Below are 13,219 nucleotides of genomic sequence, written 5' to 3' on the forward strand. Positions count from 1 at the left end.
ATTGATTTATTGATTTATTGATTTATTGATTTATTGATTTATTGATTTATTGATTTATTGATTTATTGATTTATTGATTTATTGATTTATTGATTTATTGATTTATTGATTGATTTTCGGCGGCGTCAAAAAGTGTCGGCTCACGCTTACTTTCGCCACTAAAACGCACGGCGTTAATTAATACTTTTGGGGCAAAAAGCATATCAATCTCGCTTTTAGCTAAAATTTCGTTAAATAAAATTTCACTGTTTTTATCATCATCTTTGCTTTGACCGCCTTTTAAAAGGCAGTCTTTGTAAGGAAAATTTAGCACCACTTCCTCGCGTGTTTTTAAGAATTTTTTCGCCTTGTTGCCAAGACCGATTTTGTTTAAATACGCCGTAAAACTGCCACTAATTGTTTGAAAATCCAAAAACTGCAAAAAATCATCTTGCTTAAAGATAAGATTTTTGCCGATTTTTTTAAAAAATCTTGATTTAAATTCATCAGCAAATTCAGAATTTTCTAACAAAAATTCAAACAACTCATCGCTGTAAGAAATAGTCAAACTTCTAATATTTGAAGTGTTTTGAAATTTATCATTTAAATTTTTTATTAGATCTTTTTCCATCATCTTTGCACCTTTTTGTAAGCTTAATTTATAAATTCTAACACAAAAAACAAAATAATACCATAGCAATACAAAAATTTAAATCAAAACAAAACTAAACAGATATAAGGCAAAATTTATATGCTTAGTTTAAACTTATATTAAACTACTAAATAAGTTTTACTAGTGCCAATTTAACCTAGTTAAATTTTCTCTTATTAATTTTAATAAATAAATTTACTACTGTTTTAGCCGAGTTTTGTATCGTATTTATTGCCTTGGAATCCCCTGCTTTAAATAAGCAAGATTAAATTTATACTTAAATCATTGTTTATTTAGGCGTTTTACCTTTTTAAGGCACAATATAAAGCCAAAGATATTAGTCTTTGGCTTTTAAGTGCGTTTAAGAAATTTTCTTTGATTTTGGTCTAAAAACTTTCATTTTAGTTTCATCAGTCTGAATATAACCACCTTCAATTAAATCTATACAATAAGGAATGGCAGGGAAAACTGGCTCTAAACACTCGCGAATAGCCTTTGGATTACCTGGTAGATTTAAGATCAAAGACTTACCTCTAATACCAGCCGTTTGGCGTGAAAGTATCGCAGTTGGTACATATTTTAAACTCTCTGCTCTCATCATCTCGCCAAATCCAGGCATCATTTTCTGACATACCGCCTCTGTTGCTTCAGGTGTCACATCGCGAACGGCTGGTCCAGTCCCACCAGTCGTCAGCACCAAATCACACTCCAACTCATCAGTATATTCAATTAAATTTAGCTTAATAAGCTCAAACTCATCAGGTATCACCCTATAAACATACTCAACTTCACTACTTATCCACTCATCAAGGCATTCACGAATAGCAACACCAGAAAGATCATCGTATTCGCCACTACTAGCCCTATCACTAAGGGTTAAAATTCCAATCTTTACCATCATATCTCCTTAAATTTAAACTTTACAAGCAAATGTAAATTACTCATAAGATTTATTTAAAATTCTTGCCACCTCAGCCTTGCTAATGCTCTCATTTTTATAAATATACTCAGCGATTTGTCTATTTTGTGGCACTACACCTCTTAAAAACTCACTTACATCATTTTTTGCAAGTTGCAAAATTTTCTCTACATCTGCAGGATTTGGAACAAAACTATCACCCATTGCATACTCATATACCATCTTTTGAGCTAAATCTTTTGCTTTATTTAAATCATGATAAGCATTTGAAAATATGTCATCATATTCAAGCTCTAACTTGCTAACACCAGAAATTAACACTTTTATGCGATTTATCATATAAGTTTTTGACTCAAATTCACTATCATTTTGCACAAACCTATCATCTATAAGTGAAATTTTATCAAACTTTATATCAAACCAATATGCACTAAGTGCCTTTGCTGCTTGATACAAGGATTGTAGTCTTTTTTCATCTTCGCTAAAGCTTAAGGCACGTTTTTTACCAACAATAACCTTACTTAAGACGGCTTCAAAATCAAGCATACTTATCACACTCGTATTATTTCTAAGTGCATTTATTGCCGCTTCATTTACCAATGTGCTTAAAGCCGCACCTGAAAAACCAACGCTCATTCTAGCCAGTTCAGACACATCCACTCTGGCTTGTTTATCTTTTAAGTAGCTATTTAGTATCGCTACCCTGTCATTAAAGCTAGGCATTGATAAAAATATGCGTCTATCAAATCGACCAGAGCGAAGCAGTGCTTCGTCTATCATTTCGATGCGGTTTGTTGCAGCCATTACTATCACGCCCGAATTATCCAAAAATCCATCCATTTCTGTAAGCAGTTGGTTTAAAGTCGCTTCACGCTCATCATTTCTACCACCTCCTCTACTTTTGCCAACAGCATCTATCTCATCTATAAACACAATTGAAGGAGCATACGCTTTTGCCTTTGCAAATAGCTCTCTAACACGTTTTGCACCAATACCAACATAAATTTGAACAAAAGATGCTCCATTTTGATAAAAAAATGGCACATTTGCCTCTCCAGCCACAGCTTTTGCGACCATTGTTTTGCCAACACCAGGAGGACCTACCATAAGCACACCCTTTGGCATTTTTATCCCAAATTCTCGATATTTTTTTGGATTTTTTAAAAAATCAACAATCTCGCTAAGCTCAAATTTAACATCATCAATCCCAGCAACATCGCAAAATTTTACATTTGAAATCACAGGCATTAGATTTTGATTTATCATGTTTTCAAGCTCAAATGATATATTTTGATTATCTGTTTTTAGTTGTTTTGAGCGAAAGCGTATCAATAAATAAAATCCAACCAAAAAAATAAGCATTAAAACAATAATTGTCAAAAATTCATCCAACAAAATATAACTTTTTTCTTGATAAATCGGTATAGATTTTATAAGCTCTTTTATATCAACCGCATCTTTTATCATCTTAAAGCGTTCATTTTGTGTGTAAAATACTATCTCGTCGTTATTTATAACGGCTTTTGTGATTAAATTTTGCCTTAAAAGCGTATTTAAATCTTTATAATTTATACTTTTTGGCTCAGCCCTAAAACTTGCAAAAACAACCATAACAACAAGAATAATTAATGCAAGTATAAGTATGGATTTTTTATTAAATTTTGGCAAAATTTGCTTCATTTTTAACCTCGTATTTGTCTATATTAACCCACTCTTTTAATATATCTTTTTTTGTTTGTATTTTTACTGGATTATAATACTGGTCAAACCCATGATAAAAACCATCTTTAATCTGCTCAACAAGAACGCTTAGTGTCTTTTTATTTTGCACTCTAAACTCATAGTTATTTTTAGCAACGATTTGCTTTATTGTTTTTAGTCTCTGTTTTGCGACATCGCCACTTACATCTGATTTTAGTGTTGCGGAGTGTGTGTCTCGTCGTGGTGAATAGACAAAAGCGTGCAAGTGTGTGAGAGGAAATTTCATAAAATTACTCAGTGCTTCTTGCCATATATCATCGCTCTCACCAGGATGTCCCACGATAAAATCAGTCCCTAAGGCAAACCCTAATGCTCTAAGCTCACTAAATAGCTCTAAATCCTTAAATGCTTGATTTCGTCGTCTCATAATATTTAGCATTCTTTGACTTGTGTGTTGAAGTGCAATATGAAGGTGTTTTTCCAACCAAGATTCAGCTAAGATTTCCCTAAAACTATCATCAATTTGGCTTGGCTCTATACTTCCTAGCCTTATGCGTTTTATTCCTGAAATTTTACCTAAGTTTTGCAATAATTTGCCAAGACTAGATCCACTATCTTTGCCATAACTGCCGATATTTGTTCCAGTTAATACAAGCTCATTGTAGCCATTAGTGGCTAAAATTTTAGCTTCATTTAAAATAGCACTTTGGCTCATGCTTCTAGAAGCACCCCTAACGCTTGGTATAATGCAATAACTACATTTAAAATCACACCCTTCTTGAATTTTTATAAAAGCTTTTGTGTGATTTTCATAATTTGTAACGATATTTTTATCTATACTTTTTAAATCCCCTAGCTCAAAAAAACGCTCATTTTTTGCAATTAATTCATTTATTTTTGACTTTTCACTAGCTCCAAGCACACCAAAAATAGAACTTTTTTCATAAAATTCTTTGCCTTTGCTTACCGCTCCACATCCAGTAAGTATTACCTTAGCACCACGTTTTTTGACACTATTTATATATGCTCTTGTTCCACTGTCGGCTGAGTTTGTAACTGTGCATGAGTTTATAACAATAACATCGGCTAAATTCTCATCATTTACTATATCATAATCTTTAATATAGCTTTTAATAAGCTCAGTATCATAGATATTTGTGCGACAGCCAAATGTTTTAAAATATATTTTTTGTCTCATATATCTTGCTCTAGCTCAGAATGTGGTTTTGGGCTTTGTTTTTTACCATAATATAATGTCTGAGTTGGGTATGCTATACTTATGTCATCTTCTTTATTAAAGGCTTCAACTATTTCGGCTGATATGGTGCTTCTAAGCGTTAAAGTCGCATGAGAGCTAGACATAAACCATATTGAAATACAAACGCCATGAGGCTCAAAAAATGTAAAAACACGAGGTTCGACATTTGGATTTTTTATACTATATTCGCTTCTTAATCTAGTCATCTGACGCTTTGCGATATCAGTATATCCACGTGCATATTTACCAGTGATTGTTTTTGCTATATAAACAGCTTTTTTATGATTGCTATCAAAACTAAGCACAACATCTATACCATCCCAAACAGTCTTCATACCATGGTGAGAGTAGTTTGACATAAGCTCTGTAAAAATATAATTATTTGGTATAAATACTATCCGTCCAGCACGACGATTCTCATAATATGTAGCCATGGTAACATCTTCAAATATCGTCATTCTAAGCACAGAGATATCAATAATATCGCCAACATATGTAACGCCGTTATGACTAACCCTTACCCTATCGCCAACTCTCATACTACCACCAAATATAATCACAACCCAACCAAGCATAGACATAAACATGTCTTTCATGGCAATAGCAATACCAGCCGAGGCAAAGCCAAGCACGGTAACTATATATGTGACATTATCAATATATGCAAATAAAAGCGTGATAATAATCAAAATAAAGTTGATGAAATTTATAAATTTATTTACCGTATAAAATCTTTCATTGTCGCTTATTGTTTTTTTAGCTATAAATTTAAAGAAAAACGAAATCGCAATAATAATAACTAAAAATACAGCGATGTTTATTGTATTAAATACTTGCAGTTTAATCTCATTTTTAGTTGCAACTATCGCCTCATCAGCACGTTTTTCATAAACATCAAAAGTCGTATCAGCTATCTGCTTTGTGCCTTCAAATTCACTTATTTGCACTCTTGTTTCATCAATTTGAGATTGCAAGTTTTCAGTTAAAGTGCTATTTTCAACCAAGCTTACAAGCAAAATTTCCTTCTCTCTTAAACTGGCTATGACGCTATCTAGCTCTGATATTTGCCTTGCGTATTCATCCTTTTCATTGCGTATCTTTCGCATATACGAAAAACCTGAAATAAGAGCAATAGGATTTGTAATACGTGGTGACATATCAACATCTGGAGCGGCTAACATATCTGAAAATGGGGCATTTTCATAGCCCTTTAATAACTCTAGTTGTCCTTTTAAATTTTGTATTTTTTTGACTAATTCGCTATTTTTTTTATTATCTTTTGATGCACGTTTTAACAAATTTTCACTTATTTCAAGTTCATTTTGTATCTTTTGATAGGTGCTATAATTAGCATATCTTGTCATCCAAACATTTGTTCTTAATGTGCTATTTATGCCATCTAGTTGTGATTTTATACTTGCTATATTTTGATTTACTTCAACCGATTGAATAACGCCACTATCATCACTTATAGCATCATTTTCCGTAACTGCTGATATATTATTATCAGCAAAACATAACAAAAACGCAAACAAAATAGCACTTAAAATTCTCATTTAAACTCGCTTAAAATTTCTAAAACATCATCTTTTGACACGTCTGATTTTATCAAATTATCGCCTATTGCACATGGCAATATAAACTTTATTTTATCGTTTTCACTTTTTTTATCTAGCAAAAATGCATTATAAAAATTCTCAACATTTTCTATTTTATAATGCGTTGGCAGGTTAAATTTATGCATTAAATTTTTAATCATATCTCTTTGTTTGGCGTCAATTAATCCAAGCTTTAAGGCTAAAGAATTTGCCATATTCATACCAATAGCAACAGCTTCTCCGTGCAAGTAGCATTTATATTGTGTTTGATTTTCTATGACATGAGCAAATGTATGTCCATAGTTTAACACAGCCCTTAGCCCCCTTTCACGCTCATCTTTGCTAACAACATCGGCTTTTAGCTGTATTGATTTTTGAACCAGTTTTGATAGTTCGCTTTCATTTTTTAAATCGGCTTGTTGTAGCCATTTAAACATATCATTATCAAACATCACCGCCATTTTAATAACCTCAGCCACACCAGCATTAAATTCTCTACTTGGCAACGTGCGTAAAAAATCCATCTGACAATACACTGCTTCAGGTTGATAAAATGTGCCAATTAAATTTTTACCAAAACTATTATTTACACCAGTTTTACCACCCACACTAGCATCAACTTGTGCTAGAAGTGTTGTTGGGATATTAATAAATTTAATGCCACGCTCATATATACTAGCAACAAATCCAGTCATATCTGTCACAACACCTCCACCAAAACCAATAAGAGTGCTTGTCCTATCTAGTTTGCTTATAAAAAGCTGCCTTAAAATATCTTCGCAAGTATTTAGATTTTTATACTCTTCGCCGTCTGGTATGGTAACGACATATACCTCATCAGCGATTATTTTTGAAAAGAGAGTGTTTAGATGAAGCCCTGCAATTTTTGCATTTGTTATAATTGCAACTTTGCCAGATAGGGAAATTTTATCTAGTTCGTTTATAAATACTTTATAATTTTTTTCATTTTGTTTAAGCTTTATATCAACTTGCATATTTTAACCTTTTATCACACATTTTAACAAATTTCGCTTTAATTTTAGTTTTCAATCGGTATAAAAAGCTGTGCATTTTCACTTAGCGTCTTGTATTGTTTGTTTAAATTTAAACTCAAAAATCTAAAAAAGTTAAAATTTACAATACTCTCATCAAATGATACAAAATGAAGCAAATCAGTCCTTGAAGATAACTCTAAAAGCGGATTTTTATCTTTTGCATTTTGTATGTCTATGTTTTTTTCAAAAAGCGTATTTAAGCTCTCAAAATGTTCATTTATCGCTTTTTCTTCACTGTTTTTACTATCATAATAAAATAGTTTCATGCCAATTCCCATCTGAGAACAACAATCAAGTATGACAGCTGATTGGCTTTCGATATTCTCATCGCCACTTGTGACTATCACGCCTTCATTTATATCTAATAAGCTGTTTGTGCCAATTTTTAGCACCGGAATAAACAGCTGATAAAATAGTTTTTTATAGGCAAAAAAGTATTTATTATCAGTAACAATCAAGCCTATATCGTAGTTTGCGGTATCTCCAGCAATGTGTGAGTTGTCATTTACAAAATAATCAAGCATAACTGTGATATTTTTATCATCTATTGATTTTAAAAGACGCAAATTTGCACCAAGTGTTGGATTTACAACTTTAATAATTAATCTTTTGTTGTTTAGTTTTGAGTGAAGCATTAAGCTATCTTCTATGAGCTTAGCAACACGTTGTTTGCTCATTTTTTTCATATCTATAAACGTATAGATATTGTTTCCAAATGGATTTGGAAACTGCCCTTTTTCACGTTTAATCGAGCGAAAAACGTTTCTTAGCACGTTTGGATCACCAACAGTTAAAAGAGTGTCATTTGGTCGTATCATGACACTTGGCGATGGCAAAATAATCTCATTTTGACGATAAATTAGTGCTATTTTCCACTTTCTTTGCTGTATTTGGCTTAGATGGCGATACATATAGCTTGAGCCAATAGGCACTTTTACCTCCATTATCTCGCCCTCGCCAAAACCAATATTATCAGCATAGGCTGGCATATCTGGCAAGTGATGTATAAGTCTTGACGCAAGTATCTCTTTGGCATCAACAAACTCAATATGCCTATCTTCTTTCATCCACTCATCAACGCTCCATAAACAGCACAAAATAATATCTGTAGTCTTGCTTATCTCGCGTAAATTTTTATATATCTCAACGCTCTCATCTTTATCATCGCACACTATCATAAACTGACTAAAATAACCCTGCACAGCCACGCTTAGCTTTGATTTGCTAGTCGGATCAAACTCATGAAATGAAAAATTTTCAGCATTTATATTTAAATCGCTTAGACTATTTTTAGACACAACCATATAATGGTGTAAGTTTGAACGATTCTCAAACAATCGCCTTAAAAAGTGCTTTGACAAAGCCCCATCTGCTATAACTAAAATTTTTTTCATCTACTCTCCGTTAAAAGCATGGATTATAGCAGATTAGGGTTAAATTTTATTTACAAAGATAAAAATTTTAACTTAAAATTTCAAATAAAAGCTCATCGATCGCCTGATTACTTGCTTTATTTATAGTGTTAAAAATAGTAACAGAGCTAGGATCTGGGCAATATACGCTTTTATTTACATATCCAGATTTTATACTCTTTTTATCGTCTCTTAACTCATATGCAAAGCTAATTTGTGCCTTATCACCTAGTATCTGCACAGAGATTAGCTCAACTTTTAAGCGTTGTGTATTTAAAGCAGAATTAAAACTTGGCTTAGCCCCACAATTTGCATATATTGCCTTAACCAACATTTTATAAAACATCTCGCTAGGAAGTGCCACGTATTTTGCATCATCAAGATAGCGTATGAAATTTCTATCAGCTGTGATTAAAATTTGACGATTATCAACCATATCAAGTGCTTTTACGCTCTCAACATATATATTTTTATCTGTATTTGGCACAACACAAGTATTATTTTTATAGTTTATCTCATATAAAGTAAGTGGCTTTGATGTAGTTTTTAGCAAACAACCGCTAAATAAAACAGCAATAGCCGCTAAAAATATATAACTTGCTTTTTTCATTTTTTATCCTCTATATTGGTATCTTTAAAGAAAAACTCATACGGATTATCCTCAAGCCTATTTAGTGCATTTCGAACCTCTCTAAGGGTTTTAGAAAAATTTTGCAAAAATGAGTTTGTTTCGTCCAAAGTTGGCTCAAACATCTTTTTTACATCATATTCGCCATTTTTTATCTTTTCATTTATCATTTTTGATGTCTTACTAAAGCCATTTACAACATCATTTGCAGTGCTTGATAAAGCATTTATATTGTTTAAGGTTTTATTTAAATTTACAAGTATGGCATTTAACTCATCTGGTTTGATTTTAGACGATATGGCGTTTAAATTTGCCAAAATTTCAGAAATATTTTTTAAATTCTCCTCATTATTTAGACCATTTACTAGCCCATCAACACCTTTTAGCGTGTTATTAAAGTGCTGCAAATTCTCGCTACTTGCGACAGCATCAAGACGCTCTAAACTCTCATGTATCTTATCTCCTATACTTTGAGCATTATTTTTTAACTCTTCAAGTAAGCTCTTATTTAGCTCTATAATACGCTCATCACTATCAAAATCTCGCTCACCACGACTAATATTTATAGTAGAAATTCCGCTTATGATATTTTGCTCTACACCAGCCAAACTATCAGCCTTTATTGGCACATCATCACGCACTTTTAAAGTTATTCGTATATTGCTATCTTTTTGAAATTCTATATTTTTAACGCTTCCTACATCAACACCAGCATACTTTACTACAGATTCCACCCTAATGCCACTTGGCAATTCAGTCGTGATAATATAGTAGTTTTTGTAATTTACATTTTTATCGCTATCGCTCATCCACCACATAAACACAGCAAACGCAAATACACATGCGATAAAAAATAGCCCCACTATTGTATATGAGTTTTTATTTTGCATTATTTTTTCCTTGTTTTAAAAAGCTCTTCAAGCGGATTATGCTCTAATTTTTCTAATTCAGCGATATTTCCCTCAAAAGCTATTTTTTTATTTTCTATTATCAAAAATCTATCTAGTATATCAAAAATACTATCTGCATCATGTGTAACCATAACCACGCTAAGCCCCAAGGTGTCGCGTAGCTGACAAACTAGTGCATCCATTTGCCGACTTGAAACTGGATCAAGTCCAGAGTTTGGCTCATCCAAAAACAAAACTCTAGGACTAAGCACTAACGCCCTAGCTAAAGCGGCACGTTTTTTCATGCCACCGCTTAACTCAGCTGGATATAGCCATGCACTCTCTTTCTTAAGCCCTACTTTTTGTATCCAAAAGTGAGAAATTTCATCTATTTGTGCTTGAGTAAATTTAGAATACTCCTTTAGCATAATACCAACATTATCCAAAATATTCATCGAGCCAAACAACGCCCCAAATTGAAACATCGTCCCACACTCAAGCCTTATGTCTTGCTTTGTTTTTTCGCTGCTGTTCCACATATCTTTATTGTCATAAAGCACTTTTCCGCTATCTGGACGCTTTAATGACATCATAGTTTTCATAAGAGTAGTTTTGCCACTGCCACTGCCACCTAAAAATCCGTAAATTTCAGCCTGATTAACGCTCCAGCTAACGCTATCATGTATCACTCTAGTATTATAGCTTGTGCTTACATTTATACCTTGTAAAATTTTCATACACCATACCACATAAAAAATATCGCAAAAACAGCATCAATCGCGATAACGCAAAATATCGCATTTACAACGCTTATAGTCGTTTTTTGCCCCAAACTCTCAGCATTGTGACTCACTTCAAATCCACGCATACAGCCAATAATCGCTATTGCAGCACCAAAAAACGGAGCCTTAAATAAACCAATATAAAGATGTCTAAGCTCTATACTGTCTTTAAATCTAGCTAAATATTCATTAAATCCTATGTCTAAAATATTTTGAGCTACGAGCATCTGACCTAATATACTAATCACATCGGCTAAAAAGATCACAAGCGGTAGTGCAAAAACCATAGCAATCACACGAGGAATAACCAAAAAACCAAACGGATCAAGCCCCATTGTTTTCATCGCATCAATCTCTTCAGTTATCTTCATAACACCAATTTGTGCGGTAAAACTAGAAGCCGTGCGACCAGCTACAACAATAGCTGCTATAAGCGGAGCAACCTCTCTAAGCGTAAGCACACCCATGATATCAACTATATATATACTAGCACCAAATTGTGCAAGCATAGCCGAGCCAAGATACGCTAATACTATACCTATTAAAAACGATGTTAAAAGCACTATAAATACGGCATTTACTCCGCCATCTTTAATAAAATTGCTAAGCTCTTTAAAGCGAAAATTTAAAGGATTTAATAAAGCTTTTAAATTTTTAATCAAAAACTCACCTAAAAACTCACTCAAGCTAAGCGTATTGCGAAAAAAATCAACTATATTTTTACCAAAAAACTGTATAAAATTTAACTCATTTTTGCGACTTTTTAAATTTCTATCAATACTCTTATCATCAATCAAGTCAAATATACTAGCTACATTTTTGCTTACATTTTTAAACTTAGCCCTGTATTTACTAAGCAAAATCGCACTAGCATAATCAATGCTACTAAGCTTAGCAAAATCGATGCATGTTATGTCGCCATTAATCTTGTTTCTTATCTCTTTTGCATCTTTATAGCTTATATTGCCATGTAGCGAAATTTCACCTGCTTGGCGTTTTATCTTACTCACGTTTTAATTTCCTTATTATTTTAAACCAAAAATTATACTAAAAATTTTAAACATTTTTTTGATATTATAGCAATTTAAAAGGAAAATAATGGAATTTAAAGTAACTAACACCGATGGCAACGCTCGTGCCGGCGTGCTAAAAACAGCTCATAGTGAAATTTTAACTCCCGTTTTTATGCCAGTTGGCACAGTAGGAGCTGTAAAAAGCCTGGACGCAACCGATATGCGAGAAATTTTAGACGCTAAAATCATCTTAGCAAACGCCTATCATATGTATCTAAGGCCCGGCTCAAAGATAGTAAAAGAGTTTGGAGGTCTTCATGGATTTAGCAAATTTGATCGCTCGTTTCTTACAGATAGTGGCGGTTTTCAGGCATTTAGCCTTCGTGCAAATACCAAAAATGATGATGGCGGGATAAAATTTAAAAGCCATATTGATGGCTCCATGCACTATTTTACGCCACGCTCCGTGCTTGATACTCAGTATGATTTGGGATCTGATATCATGATGATACTTGATGATTTAGTCGCACTTCCTGCGACAAAAGAGCGTGTGGAGCTAAGTCTAAAACGCACGATAAAATGGGCGGACGAAGCGATACGCTATCATAGATCTCAGCAAAATAAGGGTATCGGGCTAAGTCAAAATATTTTTGGCATTATCCAAGGTGGAACGGATTATGAAGCACGTAAATTTTGCGCACAAAAGCTTTGCGAGATGGATTTTGATGGACTTGCGATCGGCGGACTTAGCGTTGGCGAGAGCAATCAAGAGATGTATGACACAGTTGAAGGCGTGATGCCATTTATCGATACGAAGCGACCACGCTATCTTATGGGAGTTGGCACGCCTGAGGATTTGGTTGAAAATGTCGAGCGTGGCGTTGATATGTTTGACTGCGTTATGCCAACTAGAAACGCAAGAAATGGCACACTTTTTACTAGTTTTGGCAAGATAAATGTAAAATCAGCACGTTTCATAAACGACCATGCACCAATCGATCCAGAATGCTCATGCTACACCTGTCGCAACTATTCGCGTGGATATCTTAACCACCTGTTTAAGGCAAGAGAGCTTACATTTTTCCGCCTTGCAAGCATTCACAACTTGCACTATTATTTAAATTTAATGAAGCAAATAAGAGAGGCGATCATAAACGCCAAATTTAGCGAGTTTAAGCGGGAGTTTTACGCAAAAAGGGCTTGATAGCAAACTATTTAATATGGTTAAATTGTTTTATTTTAGTGTTATTGTAGTGTAGTAACTTATGTCACAAAATACTTTAAACCAAGCTAAATTTAAAAACTTTTTAACCATAAGCTAAATCACACCAA

At 33.4% G+C, this 13,219-nt stretch carries 12 protein-coding genes; 1 reads left to right on the top strand and 11 read right to left on the bottom strand.

Going from position 1 to position 13,219, the window contains the following annotated elements; genetic code table 11:
• Positions 1-94 precede the first annotated feature (94 nt).
• The 11 genes from LQU93_RS08705 to LQU93_RS08755 all read right to left on the bottom strand — a co-directional run bounded on the left by LQU93_RS08705 (position 95) and on the right by LQU93_RS08755 (position 11,884).
• Positions 95-613, bottom strand: coding sequence for a site-specific DNA-methyltransferase (locus LQU93_RS08705; protein ID WP_229933499.1), 519 nt, complete (start codon positions 611-613; stop codon positions 95-97).
• Between the two features lie 379 nt (positions 614-992).
• Positions 993-1,532 carry a molybdopterin adenylyltransferase gene (gene mog / locus LQU93_RS08710; RefSeq protein ID WP_229933500.1) on the bottom strand — a complete coding sequence of 180 codons (540 nt, stop codon included), beginning with the start codon at positions 1,530-1,532 and terminating at the stop codon, positions 993-995.
• Positions 1,533-1,568: 36 nt separating this feature from the next.
• Positions 1,569-3,230, bottom strand: a complete 1,662-nt coding sequence (locus LQU93_RS08715) for an ATP-dependent metallopeptidase FtsH/Yme1/Tma family protein (protein ID WP_229933501.1) — start codon at positions 3,228-3,230, stop codon at positions 1,569-1,571.
• Positions 3,205-4,449, bottom strand: a complete 1,245-nt coding sequence (gene mtaB / locus LQU93_RS08720; RefSeq protein ID WP_229933502.1) for a tRNA (N(6)-L-threonylcarbamoyladenosine(37)-C(2))-methylthiotransferase MtaB — start codon at positions 4,447-4,449, stop codon at positions 3,205-3,207. The genes LQU93_RS08715 and mtaB overlap by 26 nt, the downstream gene beginning before the upstream one ends.
• On the bottom strand, positions 4,446-6,065 hold the full coding sequence (locus tag LQU93_RS08725; RefSeq protein ID WP_229933503.1) for a mechanosensitive ion channel family protein: 1,620 nt from the start codon (positions 6,063-6,065) through the stop codon (positions 4,446-4,448). The genes mtaB and LQU93_RS08725 overlap by 4 nt, the downstream gene beginning before the upstream one ends.
• Positions 6,062-7,102: a 3-dehydroquinate synthase gene (gene aroB / locus LQU93_RS08730; protein ID WP_229933504.1), complete on the bottom strand. Its 1,041-nt coding sequence runs from the start codon at positions 7,100-7,102 to the stop codon at positions 6,062-6,064. Before aroB ends, LQU93_RS08725 begins: the two co-directional genes overlap by 4 nt.
• Positions 7,103-7,146: 44 nt before the next feature.
• On the bottom strand, positions 7,147-8,556 hold the full coding sequence (locus LQU93_RS08735) for a COG3400 family protein (RefSeq protein ID WP_229933505.1): 1,410 nt from the start codon (positions 8,554-8,556) through the stop codon (positions 7,147-7,149).
• 67 nt (positions 8,557-8,623) lie between these two features.
• On the bottom strand, positions 8,624-9,184 hold the full coding sequence (locus tag LQU93_RS08740) for a hypothetical protein (RefSeq protein WP_229933506.1): 561 nt from the start codon (positions 9,182-9,184) through the stop codon (positions 8,624-8,626).
• The gene (locus tag LQU93_RS08745) at positions 9,181-10,092 is read right to left on the bottom strand and encodes an MlaD family protein (protein ID WP_229933507.1); all 912 of its coding nucleotides are present in this window, start codon (positions 10,090-10,092) and stop codon (positions 9,181-9,183) included. Before LQU93_RS08745 ends, LQU93_RS08740 begins: the two co-directional genes overlap by 4 nt.
• Positions 10,092-10,829, bottom strand: coding sequence for an ABC transporter ATP-binding protein (locus LQU93_RS08750; RefSeq protein WP_229933508.1), 738 nt, complete (start codon positions 10,827-10,829; stop codon positions 10,092-10,094). The genes LQU93_RS08745 and LQU93_RS08750 overlap by 1 nt, the downstream gene beginning before the upstream one ends.
• Complete coding sequence (locus LQU93_RS08755) at positions 10,826-11,884, bottom strand: MlaE family ABC transporter permease (protein WP_229933509.1); 1,059 nt, start codon at positions 11,882-11,884, stop codon at positions 10,826-10,828. The genes LQU93_RS08750 and LQU93_RS08755 overlap by 4 nt, the downstream gene beginning before the upstream one ends.
• Before the next feature lie 88 nt (positions 11,885-11,972).
• On the opposite strand from LQU93_RS08755, the gene tgt reads away from it, so the two are divergent.
• Positions 11,973-13,091, top strand: coding sequence for a tRNA guanosine(34) transglycosylase Tgt (gene tgt, locus LQU93_RS08760; RefSeq protein ID WP_229933510.1), 1,119 nt, complete (start codon positions 11,973-11,975; stop codon positions 13,089-13,091).
• Positions 13,092-13,219 lie beyond the last annotated feature (128 nt).

The organism is Campylobacter majalis, assembly GCF_905120465.1.
GTDB classification, from domain to species: domain Bacteria; phylum Campylobacterota; class Campylobacteria; order Campylobacterales; family Campylobacteraceae; genus Campylobacter_A; species Campylobacter_A majalis.

What these genes read in the sequence shown, in the direction of transcription:
- LQU93_RS08745 (WP_229933507.1), bottom strand. Translation starts at nt 10,092, where the DNA reads ATGCAAAATAAAAACTCATATACAATAGTGGGGCTATTTTTTATCGCA.
- aroB (WP_229933504.1), bottom strand. Translation starts at nt 7,102, where the DNA reads ATGCAAGTTGATATAAAGCTTAAACAAAATGAAAAAAATTATAAAGTA.
- LQU93_RS08750 (WP_229933508.1), bottom strand. Translation starts at nt 10,829, where the DNA reads ATGAAAATTTTACAAGGTATAAATGTAAGCACAAGCTATAATACTAGA.
- LQU93_RS08735 (WP_229933505.1), bottom strand. Translation starts at nt 8,556, where the DNA reads ATGAAAAAAATTTTAGTTATAGCAGATGGGGCTTTGTCAAAGCACTTT.
- mog (WP_229933500.1), bottom strand. Translation starts at nt 1,532, where the DNA reads ATGATGGTAAAGATTGGAATTTTAACCCTTAGTGATAGGGCTAGTAGT.
- LQU93_RS08740 (WP_229933506.1), bottom strand. Translation starts at nt 9,184, where the DNA reads ATGAAAAAAGCAAGTTATATATTTTTAGCGGCTATTGCTGTTTTATTT.
- LQU93_RS08725 (WP_229933503.1), bottom strand. Translation starts at nt 6,065, where the DNA reads ATGAGAATTTTAAGTGCTATTTTGTTTGCGTTTTTGTTATGTTTTGCT.
- mtaB (WP_229933502.1), bottom strand. Translation starts at nt 4,449, where the DNA reads ATGAGACAAAAAATATATTTTAAAACATTTGGCTGTCGCACAAATATC.
- tgt (WP_229933510.1), top strand. Translation starts at nt 11,973, where the DNA reads ATGGAATTTAAAGTAACTAACACCGATGGCAACGCTCGTGCCGGCGTG.
- LQU93_RS08705 (WP_229933499.1), bottom strand. Translation starts at nt 613, where the DNA reads ATGATGGAAAAAGATCTAATAAAAAATTTAAATGATAAATTTCAAAAC.
- LQU93_RS08715 (WP_229933501.1), bottom strand. Translation starts at nt 3,230, where the DNA reads ATGAAGCAAATTTTGCCAAAATTTAATAAAAAATCCATACTTATACTT.